General features: G+C 68.7%; 13 protein-coding genes and 2 riboswitches. Of the genes, 8 read left to right on the top strand and 5 right to left on the bottom strand.

Features of this window, described 5'->3' with window-relative positions:
- The first annotated feature begins 76 nt into the window (after positions 1–76).
- The gene (tesB, locus tag G9Q41_RS08295; RefSeq protein WP_165632297.1) at positions 77–1,021 is read left to right on the top strand and encodes an acyl-CoA thioesterase II; all 945 of its coding nucleotides are present in this window, start codon (positions 77–79) and stop codon (positions 1,019–1,021) included.
- A 137-nt stretch (positions 1,022–1,158) separates the two neighbouring features.
- Here the strand turns inward: tesB and G9Q41_RS08290 are convergent, their stop codons facing one another.
- Positions 1,159–1,659, bottom strand: coding sequence for an Lrp/AsnC family transcriptional regulator (locus tag G9Q41_RS08290; protein ID WP_165632296.1), 501 nt, complete (start codon positions 1,657–1,659; stop codon positions 1,159–1,161).
- A 79-nt stretch (positions 1,660–1,738) separates the two neighbouring features.
- Here G9Q41_RS08290 and G9Q41_RS08285 point away from each other — a divergent pair, with 79 nt between their 5' ends.
- The 3 genes from G9Q41_RS08285 to G9Q41_RS08275 all read left to right on the top strand — a co-directional run bounded on the left by G9Q41_RS08285 (position 1,739) and on the right by G9Q41_RS08275 (position 4,941).
- Positions 1,739–2,368 carry a LysE family translocator gene (locus tag G9Q41_RS08285; RefSeq protein WP_207630736.1) on the top strand — a complete coding sequence of 210 codons (630 nt, stop codon included), beginning with the start codon at positions 1,739–1,741 and terminating at the stop codon, positions 2,366–2,368.
- A gap of 159 nt (positions 2,369–2,527) precedes the next feature.
- Complete coding sequence (gene dacB / locus G9Q41_RS08280; protein WP_242687241.1) at positions 2,528–4,135, top strand: D-alanyl-D-alanine carboxypeptidase/D-alanyl-D-alanine-endopeptidase; 1,608 nt, start codon at positions 2,528–2,530, stop codon at positions 4,133–4,135.
- 98 nt (positions 4,136–4,233) lie between these two features.
- Positions 4,234–4,941, top strand: a complete 708-nt coding sequence (locus G9Q41_RS08275; protein WP_165632295.1) for a DedA family protein — start codon at positions 4,234–4,236, stop codon at positions 4,939–4,941.
- A gap of 68 nt (positions 4,942–5,009) precedes the next feature.
- On the opposite strand, the gene bioB is transcribed toward G9Q41_RS08275, so the two are convergent.
- From bioB to G9Q41_RS08255, 4 genes are all read right to left on the bottom strand, one after another.
- Complete coding sequence (gene bioB / locus G9Q41_RS08270; RefSeq protein WP_165632294.1) at positions 5,010–6,071, bottom strand: biotin synthase BioB; 1,062 nt, start codon at positions 6,069–6,071, stop codon at positions 5,010–5,012.
- A 201-nt stretch (positions 6,072–6,272) separates the two neighbouring features.
- Entirely contained in the window at positions 6,273–7,553 is a 1,281-nt protein-coding gene (gene glyA, locus G9Q41_RS08265) for a serine hydroxymethyltransferase (protein ID WP_165632293.1), read from the bottom strand.
- A gap of 50 nt (positions 7,554–7,603) precedes the next feature.
- A complete protein-coding gene (gene gcvT / locus G9Q41_RS08260) occupies positions 7,604–8,707 on the bottom strand; it encodes a glycine cleavage system aminomethyltransferase GcvT (RefSeq protein WP_165632292.1) in 1,104 nt (367 codons plus the stop codon).
- Between the two features lie 34 nt (positions 8,708–8,741).
- A riboswitch (glycine riboswitch) is annotated at positions 8,742–8,850 on the bottom strand.
- A riboswitch (glycine riboswitch) is annotated at positions 8,851–8,989 on the bottom strand.
- A 218-nt stretch (positions 8,990–9,207) separates the two neighbouring features.
- Complete coding sequence (locus G9Q41_RS08255) at positions 9,208–9,849, bottom strand: TetR family transcriptional regulator (RefSeq protein ID WP_092522859.1); 642 nt, start codon at positions 9,847–9,849, stop codon at positions 9,208–9,210.
- Between the two features lie 390 nt (positions 9,850–10,239).
- On the opposite strand from G9Q41_RS08255, the gene G9Q41_RS08250 reads away from it, so the two are divergent.
- The 4 genes from G9Q41_RS08250 to G9Q41_RS08235 all read left to right on the top strand — a co-directional run bounded on the left by G9Q41_RS08250 (position 10,240) and on the right by G9Q41_RS08235 (position 14,221).
- A complete protein-coding gene (locus G9Q41_RS08250; RefSeq protein ID WP_165632291.1) occupies positions 10,240–11,862 on the top strand; it encodes a long-chain fatty acid--CoA ligase in 1,623 nt (540 codons plus the stop codon).
- On the top strand, positions 11,859–12,632 hold the full coding sequence (gene fabG, locus G9Q41_RS08245; RefSeq protein ID WP_165632290.1) for a 3-oxoacyl-ACP reductase FabG: 774 nt from the start codon (positions 11,859–11,861) through the stop codon (positions 12,630–12,632). Before G9Q41_RS08250 ends, fabG begins: the two co-directional genes overlap by 4 nt.
- Before the next feature lie 105 nt (positions 12,633–12,737).
- A complete protein-coding gene (locus G9Q41_RS08240; protein ID WP_165632289.1) occupies positions 12,738–13,916 on the top strand; it encodes an acyl-CoA dehydrogenase family protein in 1,179 nt (392 codons plus the stop codon).
- Positions 13,917–14,068: 152 nt separating this feature from the next.
- Complete coding sequence (locus tag G9Q41_RS08235) at positions 14,069–14,221, top strand: hypothetical protein (protein WP_165632288.1); 153 nt, start codon at positions 14,069–14,071, stop codon at positions 14,219–14,221.
- Positions 14,222–14,421 lie beyond the last annotated feature (200 nt).

The following is a 14,421-nucleotide window of genomic DNA, read 5'->3' as shown; positions in this document are numbered from 1 at the left end:
GTGCCGGCGCTCTCCGGCATTCCGCGCGCCTCGGGCGAGGGTTGGCGCACACCGATCACGACACGAGGAGCCCGAAGTGACCCGAGCGGCACGGGACGCCGCCGCAGACCCTGCAGGCGCCAGCAGTCAGTCCTCGGTTCCGGTGGACGCCAGCGGAATGCCGCACGGACAGCCTGTGCTGGACCGGCTGGTCGCGTTGCTGGATCTCGAACCCATCGAGGAGAACATTTTCCGGGGGGTCAGTCCCGCGGAATCACCGGTGAGGGTGTTCGGCGGCCAGGTGGCCGGTCAGGCCCTCGTGGCGGCCGGGAGAACGGTGCCGTCCGACCGCAGGGTGCACTCCCTGCACGCCTACTTCCTCCGCCCCGGAGATCCCAGCGTTCCGATCGTCTACGAGGTGGACCGGACCCGTGACGGTCGTTCGTTCACCACGCGTCGGGTCGTCGCGGTGCAGCACGGCAAACCCATCTTCTCGCTGTCCACGTCCTTCCAGATCGAGGAGGAGGGCATGGACCACGCGGAGCCGATGCCCGAGGTCCCCGCCCCGGAGGAGCTGCCGACCTACGGGGAGCGCCTCGGTGCCATGGCCCACGAGATCGGAGGCATGGCCAACCTGCCGCGACCCGTGGACATCCGACACGTCACCGAACCGCCGTGGCTGAGCCGCAGGCAGGGGCCGCAGGACGCCCGCAGCAGGGTGTGGATGCGGGCCGACGGCGAGCTGCCCGACGACGATCTGCTGCACGTCTGCCTGCTCGCATACGCCTCGGACCTGACGCTGCTGGACTCGGTGCTCATCGGGCACGGCGTGTACTGGGGGGTGGACAAGGTCCAGGGCGCGAGCCTGGACCACGCGATGTGGTTCCACCGTCGCTTCCGCGCGGACGAGTGGTTCCTCTACGACTGCAGCTCCCCGAGCGCTTCCGGGGCGCGCGGGTTGGCGACCGGGAACTTCTTCTCCAGGGACGGTTCCCTGATCGCCACCGTCGTCCAGGAAGGGCTGCTTCGCGTGGCGGACTGACAGCGGGAGCTTCCCGGTCCGGTCGGTCGTCGCGTGCATCGACGAGCCGGACCGGACCGCTGGGTCGAGGCGGGGACCGGCGCACGAGGCCCCGGTGCGCACGGCCTCGGTCTCGAGGTGAGCCCGGCCTGCGGTGCTCAACTCCGCCTGCGTGCGGGCCGCGGTGGACGGGGTGGAGTGAGCGCGCGGGTGTGGACCTGTTCGAGCACCACCGACGTGGTGAAGTGCCGCACCTCCGTGCGCGCGGACAGCTTGTCCACGAGGAAGCTCTGCAGGTGCGCGCTGTCGGCCACGGCTACGTGCAGCATGAAATCGGCCTGGCCGCTGACGTGGAGCAGTGAACGGGTCTCGGGCTGGGCCATCACGAACTCCCGGAAGGAGTCCACCACGGCCCGCGTGTGCGGGCGGACGTTGATGGACACCACCGCTTCCAGGGTCAGACCGGTCGCGGCCGGGTCCACGTCGATGTGCGAGCCGGTTATCACCCCCTGCTCGCGCAGCCTGCGCACTCGCTGCAGGCAGCTCGACGCGGCCAGCCCGATCCTTTCGGCCAGCGTCCTGTTGGGCAGCGTCGCGTCGTTCTGCAACTCCTCCAGAATCCGCCAGTCCACCGAATCCAGTTCTACTGTGTTCGTCATCGCCGAACATCGTATGTCGTAGCTGGCAAGTGCACGAACTAATGGCCCATTGTTCCGAGGACTGTCGAAGATTCGTCGGATGAGTGTGAAGGAGTTCGCGGTGCACATCGCTTGGGGGTCGTTCCTGCTCGCCCTGCTGGTGATCATCCTGGTTCCGGGGCCCGACTTCGTGGTGGTGACCAGAAACGCCGCGAGCGGAACCAGGTGGGGATGGTTGGCCGCGGCCGGTGTGATCTGCGGGCTGCTCGTGCACGCGAGCGCGGCCACCGCGGGACTGTCCGCTCTGGTCGTGGCCGTCCCCGGGGCGTTGGTCGTGGTCAAGGTGATCGGGATCTGCTATCTGGCCTTCATGGGGCTGCAGATCCTGCGACGGGCGGGCACCGGAACCGTGCGCGACACGGCAGCGGAGCCGACGTCGCGGAGGGCGGTGTTCTTCCGCGGTTTGCTGATCGACGTGCTCAACCCGAAGGTGCTGCTCACCTTCCTCACCCTGCTGCCGCAGGCCATGGATCCCTCCGGTGATCCGATGCCCCAGGCACTGTTGTTGAGCGGGGTGGCGGTCTCCTCGTTCGCCGCCTGGTGGTTGATCGTGGTTCCCTCGGTCGGGTGGTTGTCGGCCTTTCTCGCCGCCCCGCGGCGGAAGCGTGTCTTCGAGCGCTGCTGCGGGGGTGCGCTGCTGGTGATGGCCGGCTCCATCGCGATGGCCTGATCGGCGGGGACTCCCCGGACGGGGCCCGCTTCCGCGGGCGAACACTCACGGGCGCGGTGCGTCGGTGTTGACCGCGTGCCGGGGCTGTGCTTGGTTGTACCGAGCACGAGCAGTGTTCGTTCGTGCTGCTTGCGTGTGCCCTGTTCGAAAGGCGGGACGTTGCGACGTGGGCTGGCTCTGCTCCTGGGCTTCGTCGTGCTGTTGACGATCCCCACCGGCGCCGCTTCGCCGTCCCCTCCGGACGCGGGTGGTGAGCTGCGCGACGACCTGGACGGAATACTCGAGGACCCCCGGCTGGAGGGGGCGACCGCCGGGGTCGTGGTTCGCGACCCGCGCAGTGACCGCGTGCTCTACGCGCGGAACCAGCGCACGCGGATGACCCCTGCCTCCAACGCCAAGCTGTTCACCTCGGTGGCCGCGCTGGAAACGCTCGGAGAGGACTTCCGGTTCGACACCGAGGTGCTCGCGACGGGGGAAAGGCGGGGAGCGGAGCTGCGCGGTGAGCTGTACCTGCGCGGGACCGGCGATCCGACGATGCTGGCTGCCGATTACCGGGAGCTGGCCGCCGAGGTCGCCGCGTCCGGGATCGAGGTCGTGCGCGGCAGGGTGCTCGCCGACGACAGCTGGTTCACCGGTCCGGGGCTGGCCAACGGATGGATGGCCGTGGACGAGCCCTACCACTACGCGGCACCGGTCTCGGCGCTCACCGTCGCCCCCACAGAGGACTACGACGCCGGTTCGGTGCTCGTCCGGGTGCGTCCGGGGCAGCCGGGGACCCCCGTGCGGGTGAGCACCAGGCCCTCGACCGGTGCGGTCACCGTGGTCAACCGCGCTCGAACGAGCAGTGCCGGCTCCCCGGAGACCCTGTCCGTGCGTCGTGAGCACGGGAGCGACCGGGTGCTCGTTTCCGGGGAACTGCCCGCCGATTCGGGGAGGAAGCGCTTCTTCAGCAGCGTCCCGGATCCCACCCGGTACGCGCTGGACGTGTTCCGGCGCGCGTTGGCCGAGCACGGGGTGTCCTTCGAGGGGGTGGGCACCGCCCGAACCTCCGAACGGGCGAGGGTGCTGGCCGAGCACCGTTCCATGCCTCTGGGCGAGCTGCTGACCCCCTTCCTCAAGTTGAGCAACAACGGGCACGCGGAAACGCTGGTCAAGACCATGGGAAGGCGGGTTCTGGGCGAGGGCAGCTGGACCGCCGGGATGCAGGTGCTCCGGGACGAGCTGGACGCCCTCGGTGTGGATCCTGGGAGCTACCGCCTCGTCGACGGCTCCGGGCTCTCCACTCTGGACGCGGTGAGCCCGCGGCAGCTGAGCCTGCTGCTCGACGCCGCGCGTGCGGAACCGTGGTTCGACACCTGGTACGCGGCGCTGCCCGTCGCGGGAGCGCCCGAACGGTTGGTCGGAGGCACGCTCAGGGGGCGCATGGGAGGCACCGCCGCCGAGGGCGAGGTGGTGGCCAAGACGGGGTCGATGACCGGGGTGACCGCTCTGTCCGGGTACGTGCGCACCCGCTCGGACCGGCCTCTGGTGTTCTCGGTCGTGTTCAACGACTTCCTGGGAGCCGCCCCGCGCGACGTGCAGGACGCGCTGGCGGTGCGACTGGCCGAGCACGGAGGTGACGCGTCCCCCGGAACGGGCGATCCGCGTTCCCGGGAGCACGACCCGCCGCGCATTTCCGCTGGAAGGGACGGCTCCGGTGTCGACGCCCGCCGCTCAGCGCTCGAGTGCTCCTGGACCAAGAGCTGTCGCACCGACAACGATGGTTGAGCTCGTCCCCTGACTCAGGGTGGTTCAGGGGCGCACCGGATTCGTGCGACCGTAATCACGCGATAGCGTGAGTCACGTCGCCGGCCCGAGGAGTGCGTGTGTCTGTTGTCAGTGAGCTGCTCGCCGCGATCGCGGGATTGCCCCGGCCACTCCTCGTCGTGGTGGTCGGCGCGCTGGTGCTGGGCGAGTGCACTCTCGGCATCGGTTTCTTCGTTCCCGGGGAAAGCGGCTTGCTGATCGCTTCGGCCGCCGTCACCGACGTCGGTTTCTTCCTGACGCTGTCCCTGTCGGTGGCCCTGTTCGCCGTGATCGGCGACAACATCGGTTTCCTGCTCGGGCGTCGCTACGGATGGCGCATGCGGGAGAGCGCCGCCGTGCGCAAGCTCGGCCAACGGCACTGGGACCGGGCCGGCGGACACCTGCGCCGCTACGGGATGGGGGCGGTTTTCCTGGCGCGCTTCCTGCCCGTGGTCCGCACCCTGACCCCGGCCGCGGCCGGGTCCTGCGGGCTCGGCTACGCCCGGTTCCTGGCGGCCTCGCTGCTCGGGGGAATCTCCTGGGCCGTGCTGCACGTGTCGATCGGTTGGTTGGCCGGGGCCTCGGCCAAGTACATCGAGCACATACTCGGCGGAGCGGGCTGGGGCGCACTGGGGGCGCTGGTGCTGGTCGGGCTGGTTCTCTGGCTGTGGCGACGTCGTTCCGGTCGCCGCGCCGCGCAGGAGACCGCGGCGGGCCCGGTCGGAGCGGAGGCCCCCGACCTCGCAACCGGAAACGGCACGGCCGAGGACGTCGACCGCGCCGCGTGAGCGCTCGCGCACCGGTCTGCTCCGAAGCGGAGCACGCTTCCGCACCGCCGCCGGACGGCGAGCTCCGCTCAGACGTTGGGGGCCACGTCGGTGCCGACACCGCGCCTGCGGATGTGGACCAGGTCCTGCCGCTGCTCGGGCAGGGTCGCCTCCTCCTTGCCCTCGATGACGAACCCCGCGTCGGTGATCAACCTGCGGTCCTGGTCCCCGGTCTGCCCCTCGCTGGTCAGGTAGTCGCCCAAGAACATCGAGTTCGCCACGTGCAGTGCCAACGCCTGCACATTCCGCAGGTGGATCTCCCTGCCGCCCGCGAGGCGGAGCTCGACGTCGGGGAAGAAGAACCGGTAGAGGGCCAGGATCCGCAGACAGCGCTGCGGCGTCAGGTGCCACTGCCCCTCGAGCGGGGTTCCCTCCATCGGAATCAGGAAGTTGACGGGTACGGAGTCGGGGGACAGCTCGCGCAGTTCGAGAGCGAGGCTGATCACGTCCGAGTCGGACTCCCCCGTGCCGAAGATCGCTCCTGAGCAGGGGGACAACCCCGCCGAAGTGGCTTCCCGGACCGTGCTCGTCCGGTCCGCGAAGGTGTGCGTCGAGCAGATCTCGGAGTAGCGTTCCTCGTTGGTGTTCAGGTTGTGGCTGTAGGCGTACGCGCCCGCCGCGCGGAGCTGCTCGGCCTGCCCCGCGGAGAGCAGTCCGAGGCAGGCGCAGATCTCCACGTCCGGTTGCTTGCGCAGGATGGCCTCGATGGTCGAGCCGACCCTGTTGACGTCACGCTGACCAGGTCCGCGGCCGCTGGCGACCAGGCAGATGCGTTTCGCCCCCGCCTCGGCGGCCGCCTCGGCTGCTTCGGCCGCTTCCTCGGCAGCGACCCAGGAGTACTTGAGGATCTCCGAGTCGGAACCCAGACGTTGCGCGCAGTAGGTGCAGTCCTCCGGGCACAGTCCGCTCTTCATGTTGATGATCGTGTTCAGCTTGACCCGGTTCCCGAAGAAGTGCCTGCGCACCCGGGCAGCGGCCGCTACGACGTCGAGAACGTCGAACTCCTCGGTGAGCACTCCGGCCGCCTCTTCGCGCGTCGGAGCCCGCCGTTGCAGCGCCTTCGTGACCAGTTCGTCCAGCGGATTCGTCATGTCGTCGACGGTCGCGGAACGACCGGAGGGTCACAAGATCGCGAAATCTACAAGAAAGGCAGCGCTGATTTGTCGGTACGGAGCCCGGTGTCGAAGAGGTGCCGCGCCCCCGATGGGGACGCGGCACCTTCAACTAATCCGGATCACCGACGTTCTCCGGTCGCGTGCGCCACCCGCGACCGGAACGCAACAGGCCCTCCGTCAGAGGTTGGGGTAGAGCGGATGCTTCGTCGCGAGCGCCTCGACGCGGGCACGCAGCTTCTTGCTGAGCGCCTCGTCGAACTCGGAGTGCAGCGCCGTGGCGATGATGTCGGCGATCTCGCTGAAGTCCTCGGCCCCGAACCCGCGGGTGGCCAGCGCCGAGGTGCCGATGCGCAGCCCCGAGGTCACCATCGGCGGCCGCGGGTCGTTCGGCACCGCGTTGCGGTTGAGCGTCACGCCGATCTCGTGCATGCGGTCCTCGGCCTGCTGACCGTTGAGCTCCGAGTTGCGCAGATCCACCAGCACCAGGTGCACGTCCGTCCCGCCGGAGACGATCTGCACCCCGGCCGCGGCCGCGTCGGGCTGCTGCAGCCGGTCGGCGACGATCCGCGCCCCCTCGAGGGTGCGCCGCTGGCGGTCGGCGAACTCCTCGCCCGCGGCGAGCTTGAAGGCCACGGCCTTGCCCGCGATCACGTGCTCCAGCGGACCACCCTGCTGGCCGGGGAACACGGCCGAGTTGAACTTCTTGCCGAGATCCTGCTGGGCGGACAGGATCACACCCGCGCGCGGACCGCCGAGGGTCTTGTGCGTGGTGGTGGTGACCACGTGGGCGTGCGGAACCGGGTTGGGGTGCAGTCCGGCCGCGACCAGCCCGGCGAAGTGGGCCATGTCCACCATGAGGTAGGCGCCGACCTCGTCGGCGATCTCCCTGAAACGCTTGAAGTCCAGCTGACGCGGGTAGGCGGACCAGCCGGCGATGATCAGCTGCGGCTTGTTCTCCCTGGCCAGGCGGGCGACCTCATCCATGTCGATGAGGTTGTCGTCCTCGCGGACGTGGTAGGGGACCACGTTGTAGAGCTTGCCCGAGAAATTGATCCGCATCCCGTGGGTGAGGTGCCCACCGTTGGCCAGATCGAGGCCCAGGATGGTGTCACCCGGGTTGAGCAGCGCGAACATGGCCGCCGAGTTGGCCTGGGCACCCGAGTGCGGTTGGACGTTGGCGTAGGCGGCCCCGAAGAGGTCCTTGACCCTGTCGATGGCCAGTTGTTCGACGACGTCGACGTGCTCGCAGCCACCGTAGTAGCGCTTGCCCGGGTACCCCTCGGCGTACTTGTTGGTCAGCACCGACCCCTGAGCCTCCAGCACCGACTGCGGTGCGAAGTTCTCCGAGGCGATCATCTCCAGCGTGTTCTGCTGGCGATGCAGCTCGGCATCGACCGCATTGGCCACCTCGGGATCGACCGAGGCGAGTCGCTCGTTGAACAGATCGCCTGACGGCATGATCAATTACCTCCGTGTTTGTGATTACCGGTGGACTCGGTCGGCCGCGTTCAGCGGTTTCGGTTGTAGAAGGGGGTTTCCACGACCTCCACGGGCGCGGCCTTTCCGCGGATGTCCACCTGCAGTTCGGTACCCGGCTCGGCGTTGACCCGGTCCACATAGGCCATCGCGATCGGGTGTCCCAGCGTGGGCGACGGTGCTCCGCTGGTCACGACACCGGTCTCGGCGCCATCGCTGTCCAGCACGGTGTAACCGTGCCGCGGCGCGCGACGACCTGTCCCGCGCAGCCCCACCAGAGTCCTCCGTGGTGGTTGTTCGGCGGCCGCCGCGAGCGCCGCGCGACCGACGAAGTCCGCCGACTTGTCCAGCCGAACCACTCGCCCCAGGTTCGCGTGGAACGGAGTCAGCTCGGGGGACAACTCGTGTCCGTGCAGCGGCATGCCCGCTTCCAGCCGCAGGGTGTCCCGACACGCCAGGCCCGCGGGTTGCAGCCCGTGCGGTGCGCCCGACTCGCTGAGCGCGTGCCAAACCGTAGCGGCGTCCGCGGTCGATGTGAACAGCTCGAAACCGTCTTCGCCGGTATAGCCGGTACGGGCGAGCAAAATGTCACAGTTGGCCACACGGCTCGGGTAGCCGGCGAAGTACCGGACCTGGCCGAGATCGGTGTCGGTCAGCGGCGCCAGGATCTCCGCGGCTGCGGGGCCCTGCACCGCGATCAGCGCGTACTCGGTGGAGACGTCGGTGTACTCGGTGTCGAAGGAACGCACCCGCTCGGCGAGCTCGGCCGAGACCACCTCCGCGTTGGCAGCGTTGGCCACCACGAGGAACTCCTGGTCAGCGGTGCGGTAGAAGATCAGGTCGTCCAGCACGCCGCCGTTGTCGTCGCAGATCATCGTGTAGCGTGCGCGCCCGACCTTGAGTCCGGAGGCGTTGGCAACCAGCGCGTGGTCCAGCGCCTCGGCGGCCTGCGGTCCGCTGAGCCTGAGCTCGCCCATGTGCGTGAGGTCGAACAGCCCGGCCGCGTTGCGCACGGCGTTGTGCTCGACGATGTCCCCGGCGTAGCGTAGCGGCATCTCCCAGCCGGCGAACTCGGTGAAACTCGCCCCCAGCTGTCGGTGCACGTCGTGCAGTGGTGTCTGACGTGGTGGTGACATGATGTGTGACTCCTCCCGGACGGCGCCTGCTAGGCGTCTCCCCGGAGTCATTGGCCTGAGAGTTTCGCCGCGTCGTGGCTCGTGCCGTGGCGGCTTGCACCGTGGGCGAGGGGCTCCCGCCCCTGCTTTCCTCCGTGATCGCCTGTTGCCATGCGGTGATTGGGCCTGAGAGTTTATCGGGGAGTATTGCTCCTTCGGCGCTCCGCGTGCACGTTGAGGCCATTGCCGTGGCCGGGCAGCGTTGCCGCGAGCCGCTTGCGGAGTCTCTCCCGCATGACGTCATCGGCGCACTGTTCGGTTGTGAGCAGGACGCTACGGAGCCCCCGGTGTCGAGTCAAGCACACCGAGGGGTGATCCTCGTCCGATCAGCCGCGAATCCCTGCCCTCCGGGCGGGGAGATCATCCTCACCTCCGTCGGCAAGTCCCGGCACGAGGGAGCAGCGGGAGCTCGCGCCGCCGCGCGAGCCGGGCCCGGGTCGGCGAGGTCCCGGCGGGGCTCGTCAGGACTGCCCGGAGTCTCCCGCGAGTTCGGCGTGCCTGCTGCGCAGTCCTTCCACGAAGGCCTGCAGGGCCAGCTCGAAACTGGCGTTGTCGATCTCGGCGGCGCGCCGGGGGAGCAGGTGCGCCCGTTCCAGGTTGGGGAAGCGCTCCTCGTACAGTTCCGCGTCCGCGGGGAAGCCACCCGCGAAGGAGCCCATGGCTCCTCCGATGACCAGGTACTTGACCGAGGCGCCGATCATCGTGGCGTACCGCTGCGGCCACCCCGCGTTGACCAGGCCGCCGTGCACGGCGTCGGCACGTCGCAGGGCCGCCTCCCTGCGCGCGGGCCCGGAGGCGAGCAGCGGAACCAGGTTGGGGTGCTCGGCCAGCGCTGCCCGGTAGGAGCGCGCCCACACCATCAGTCCGGTGACCCAGTCCGTGTCGAACCCGGACACGTCCACCTCGTCCATCACCGAATTGGCGATGTCCTGCAACAGTTCGTCCTTGTTGGGGACGTAGTTGTACAGCGAGGCGGCCCGCACTCCCAGGCGTTCGGCCAGCTTTCGCATGGACAGGGCCTCCAGGCCGGCCTCGTCGATGATCTCCAGAGCGCACTCGCGGATGCGTCCCATCGAGAGCAGGGGAGTGCTCGGTCTGGGCACTGTTACCTCCGGGGTCTCGATGTCCGCGTTGATGTCCGGCGCGTTCGGCTCGCCTCCGTCCGGGGGTTCGGTCGCTCGGCCTCGGCCGCGCGCCGCTCGGGGTGTCCCGGGGTTCACCGGTGAGCGCGTGGGAGCGGGTTCGCGGCTTCAATGTGTCATATCGGGCCTCGGCGGACGTGCCGGGTTCCGCGCGCCCGGGGCGCACCTCCCGGCTGCGGCGGGCGTGCGCGCTCGAAGCGTTCACGAGGTGTTCGTCCGTGCGCGCGGCCCTGTTCAAACTCGCGGTTCCGTTGTAGGCTCCTGCAAAACTAACAACGTTAGTTAAGCTGTCGCCCGCAGCGGCGCGTGCCGCGAGCGGCAGCGGCTCCTGGTGCGCGAAGGAGATCGCTGATGAGCGAGAATCGTCCTTGTTCGAACTCCGCGGACGAGAGCGCGGCAGGTCCGCGTTCCACGCTCTCGCTGGCCTCGCTGCTGGCGGAACCCGCCAAGCGCGCCCCCGGACGAACCGCCGTCGTCGAGGGGAGGCAGCGCTTCGGTTACGGCGAGCTCTGGGAGCAGGTGCGCGGGTACGCGGCCGTGCTGCGCGAGCTCGGGGTGGCCGAGGGGTCACGGGTGGCCCTGGTGGCTCCGAACGTGGTGGACTTCGTGCGCGTCTACTACGCGGTGCAGACCCTGGGGGCGGTCGTGGTCCCGGTTCCGCTGCTGTTGATTCCGGAGGAAGCCGAGCACCTGGTGGTCGACTCGGAGGCGGAACTGATCGTCGGGCACACCGGCCAGCTCGAGCTGGCGCGCGGGTGTTCCCGGTTGGCGGGAGTCCGGCTGGTCACCGTCGGACCCCGAGAGGAGGGACAGCCCGAGCACGGCCTCGACGAACTGGCCCGCTCCGCGGAGCCCGTGAGCGGTTTCGTCTCCAGGCAACCGCAGGACCCGGCCGTGATCTTCTACACCAGCGGAACCACGGGAAAGCCCAAGGGGGCGGTGCTCACCCAGCTCAACATGGTCATGAACGCCACGGTCAACGCCTTCGACGCCAACGAGACCACCCCGCGCGACCGGGTGCTCGGTTGCCTTCCGTTGTTCCACGTGTTCGGGCAGACCGTCTCGATGAATACCACCTTCCGGGCCGGGGCCACCCTGGTGCTGCAGCCCGGGTTCGATCCGGCGCAGGCGCTGGAACTCATTCGCGAGCACGAGATCACCCAGTTCAACGGGGTTCCGACCATGTACGGCCGGATGCTCGAGGCGGCGGAGGAGGGGTTGGAACTGCCCAGTCTCCGCCTGTGCATATCCGGGGGAGCGGCACTGCCGGTGCGGGTGCTGGAACGGTTCAACGAACGTTTCGACACCAGGATCCTGGAGGGCTACGGGCTGTCCGAGACCTCGCCCACGGCAACGGTGAACCAACCCGCGCTGGGAACCCGTGCCGGCACCGTCGGACATCCGCTCTGGGGGATCGAGGTGGAGATCGCCGATCCGGACGCGGAGCGGATCGAGCTGCTCGAGTCCGGGGCGACCGGCGAGGTGGTGGTGCGGGGACACAACGTGTTCGCCGGTTACCTCAACGGCCCGGAGGCGACCGCGGCCGTGCTGGTCGACGGCTGGTTCCGGACCGGCGACATCGGGCGCAAGGACGAGGACGGCTTCCTGTCCATCGTCGACAGGAAGAAGGACCTGATCATCCGCAACGGGTACAACGTGTATCCGCGCGAGGTCGAGGAGACGCTGCTCGAGCACCCAGCCGTGAAGCAGGTGGCGGTGATCGGTCTGCCGGACGAAGTGCGTGGTGAAGAGGTCTGTGCAGTGGTGGTTCCCGCCGATAAGGTGGATACCGACCAGTCGGTTGGCGATTGGATAACCGAGTGGGCCGCGCGCAGGCTGGCGGCGCACAAGTATCCGCGCCGCGTGAGCTTCGTGGCCGAGCTCCCGCTCGGTCCCAGCCACAAGGTCCTGAAGAGGGAGCTGCGCACCCGGGTCATCGCGGAGCTGCGCCGAACCAACGACAGTGAGGAGTGAACGTGTCTTCGGAACTGAGTGACAAGGTGGCCGTGGTTACCGGAGCGGCCAGGGGGATCGGCTCCGGCATCGCGCAGACCCTGGCCGCGTCCGGTGCGGCTGTGGCCGTGGTGGACCTCGAGGAGTCCTCCTGCGCCGAGACCGTGGAGCAGATCGAGGCCTCCGGCGGCAGGGCGCTCGCGGTGGGCGCGGACGTGACCGACTCCGACTCCGTCGAGCAGGCCTTCGAACGCGTCTCCGAGCAGCTCGGCACGGTCGGCGTCCTCGTGAACAACGCGGGGGTCACCAAGGACAACATGCTGTTCAAGATGTCCGAGCAGGACTGGGACACGGTCATGGGCGTGCACCTGCGCGGTGCCTTCCTGTGCAGCAGGGCGGCCCAGAAGCGGATGGTCCCCGAGCGCTGGGGCAAGATCGTGAACCTGTCCAGCGTGTCCGCGCTCGGCAACCGCGGCCAGGCCAACTACTCGACGGCGAAGGCTGGCATCCAGGGGTTCACCAAGACCCTGGCGATCGAACTCGGCCCCTTCGGGATCAACGTCAACGCGATCGCGCCGGGATTCATCGTCTCGGACATGACCGCGGCCACGGCACAACGACTCGGCATGGACTTCGAGGACCTCAAGGCGGGTGCCGCGGGTGAGACTCCGGTCCGCCGGGTTGGGCAGCCGGAGGACATCGCCAATGCGGTGTCCTTCCTGACCAGCGACAAGTCCTCGTTCATCACCGGTCAGACGCTGTACGTCGACGGCGGCCGCAAGCTCGGCTGAACCGGAGCGGGCCCTCCGACGGTGCACCCGTCGCCACCAGGGGCGGGTGCACCGCCTCCGAACTCCGCGTCACTTGGAACCTCTTTTTCGGGAGAAGGAGTCGTCATGGTCGATTTCTCGTTGTCGGACACCGAGCGCGACATCCGCGACTGGGTGCGCAACTTCGTCCAGCGGGAACTGATGCCGCTGGAACAGCAGGTGCTGGACAGGGAGCGCAGGGGAGAGCGCGGTCTGAGCAAGGAGGAGACCGAGCAGCTGCGCGACAAGGCCCGCCAGGCGGGGTTCTGGGGAGTGCAGACGCCCGAGGAGTACGGCGGCATGGGGTTGTCGGCCGTGCTGACCGCCCTGACCGAGGTCGAGCTGGGGCGCACCTTCGTGCCGTTCAGCTTCGGAGGCAGCGCGGACAACATCCTCTACCACGGGGACGAGCAGCAGAAGCAGCGCTACCTGCTGCCCACCATCGAGGGCACCCGCAAGTCCTGCTTCGCGATAACGGAGCCCGATGCGGGATCGGACGCGAAGAACATCCGCACGACCGCCAGGAAGGAGGGGGCGGAGTGGGTCATCGACGGTGAGAAGACGTTCATCACCGGAGGCATCGACGCGGACTTCGCGATGGTCTTCGCCGTGACCGACAGGGAGAAGGGCGCCGACGGCGGTGTGACCTGCTTCCTCGTGGACCGGGACATGGGCTGGACCTCGGAACCCATCGACATCATGGGTGAGTGGGACCGGCAGCCCGCCGCGCTGACCTTCGACGGGGTTCGGGTTCCCGAGGAGAACGTGCTCGGTGAGGTCGGTGGCGGGTTCTCACTGGCCATGCAGTGGATCGGCCGGGGGCGGTATCTGCTGCCCGCGCGTGCGCTCGGGGGGTGCGAGCGCATGGTGGAGATGGCGACCGAGTACTCGCAGTCGAGGAAGACCTTCGGCGCGCCCATCGCAGACAGGCAGGCCATCCAGTGGATGCTCGCCGATTCGGCCGTGGACATCGAGTCCCTGCGCTGGTTGGTGCTCCAGGCCGCCTGGCAAGCCGACCAGGGGATGGACTCCCGCCACGCGCAGTCCATCGCCAAGTTGCACGGAGGGGTGCGCGCCAACGAGATCGTCGACCGGGTGATGCAGATTCACGGCGGGATGGGCTACACCCGGGAGCTGCCCATCGAGCGTTGGTACCGCGACCTGCGGCTGCTGCGCATCTTCGAGGGAACCGACGAGATCCAGCGCCGCACCCTGGCCAGGAACCTGTTGAAGGGCAACGCCACGGTGCGGGGAGCGCTCGGCTGAGCGAGTCCGAACCTCTCGGGCCGGCCGGCCCCGTCGGGCTCGTTTCTCCTGGTGACACCGCGAGTGCGCAGCGTGCTGTGACGTCGGTCTCGCTTGCTCGCGTTTCGGGTAATCTGGACACGGAGGAAACCGATTCGACGGCAGGAGCTGGCATGTCGATCTTCAAGAAGGTGGCCGACTTCGCCAAGAGTCCGCAGGGCAGGCGTGCGGTCGCACAGGCCAAGCGCTATGCCCAGGACCCCAAGAACAAGGAAAAGATCGATCGGGTCGTCAACAAGGTCAAGGGCAGGGGAAAGAGCCACTGACCTTGTTCGGGCAACTCGCGGAGAAGGCCCCGCCGGAAGCCCGGCGGGGCCTTCGTCGTCCGTGGTGCTCCCGAGTCCGCGTTCCGCGGCTTTCATCAACCCCCGGACGAGTGAGGTGAATCCCGGACAAGGGCTGTCCCGCGTCCGCGCGGAGCAGTAGAGTGCGACACGCATGATCACTGTGTGACCGCGGGGCGTGA

Source organism: Actinopolyspora sp. BKK2, from assembly GCF_011291845.1.
In the GTDB taxonomy this organism is placed as follows: domain Bacteria; phylum Actinomycetota; class Actinomycetes; order Mycobacteriales; family Pseudonocardiaceae; genus Actinopolyspora; species Actinopolyspora saharensis.
This window is presented reverse-complemented; position numbering and strand designations above follow the sequence as displayed.

Excerpts from the sequence above, each read along its gene's own strand:
- G9Q41_RS08235 (WP_165632288.1), top strand. The coding sequence starts at position 14,069 with ATGTCGATCTTCAAGAAGGTGGCCGACTTCGCCAAGAGTCCGCAGGGC.
- G9Q41_RS08250 (WP_165632291.1), top strand. The coding sequence starts at position 10,240 with ATGAGCGAGAATCGTCCTTGTTCGAACTCCGCGGACGAGAGCGCGGCA.
- G9Q41_RS08285 (WP_207630736.1), top strand. The coding sequence starts at position 1,739 with ATGAGTGTGAAGGAGTTCGCGGTGCACATCGCTTGGGGGTCGTTCCTG.
- gcvT (WP_165632292.1), bottom strand. The coding sequence starts at position 8,707 with ATGTCACCACCACGTCAGACACCACTGCACGACGTGCACCGACAGCTG.
- G9Q41_RS08240 (WP_165632289.1), top strand. The coding sequence starts at position 12,738 with ATGGTCGATTTCTCGTTGTCGGACACCGAGCGCGACATCCGCGACTGG.
- glyA (WP_165632293.1), bottom strand. The coding sequence starts at position 7,553 with ATGCCGTCAGGCGATCTGTTCAACGAGCGACTCGCCTCGGTCGATCCC.
- bioB (WP_165632294.1), bottom strand. The coding sequence starts at position 6,071 with ATGACGAATCCGCTGGACGAACTGGTCACGAAGGCGCTGCAACGGCGG.
- G9Q41_RS08290 (WP_165632296.1), bottom strand. The coding sequence starts at position 1,659 with ATGACGAACACAGTAGAACTGGATTCGGTGGACTGGCGGATTCTGGAG.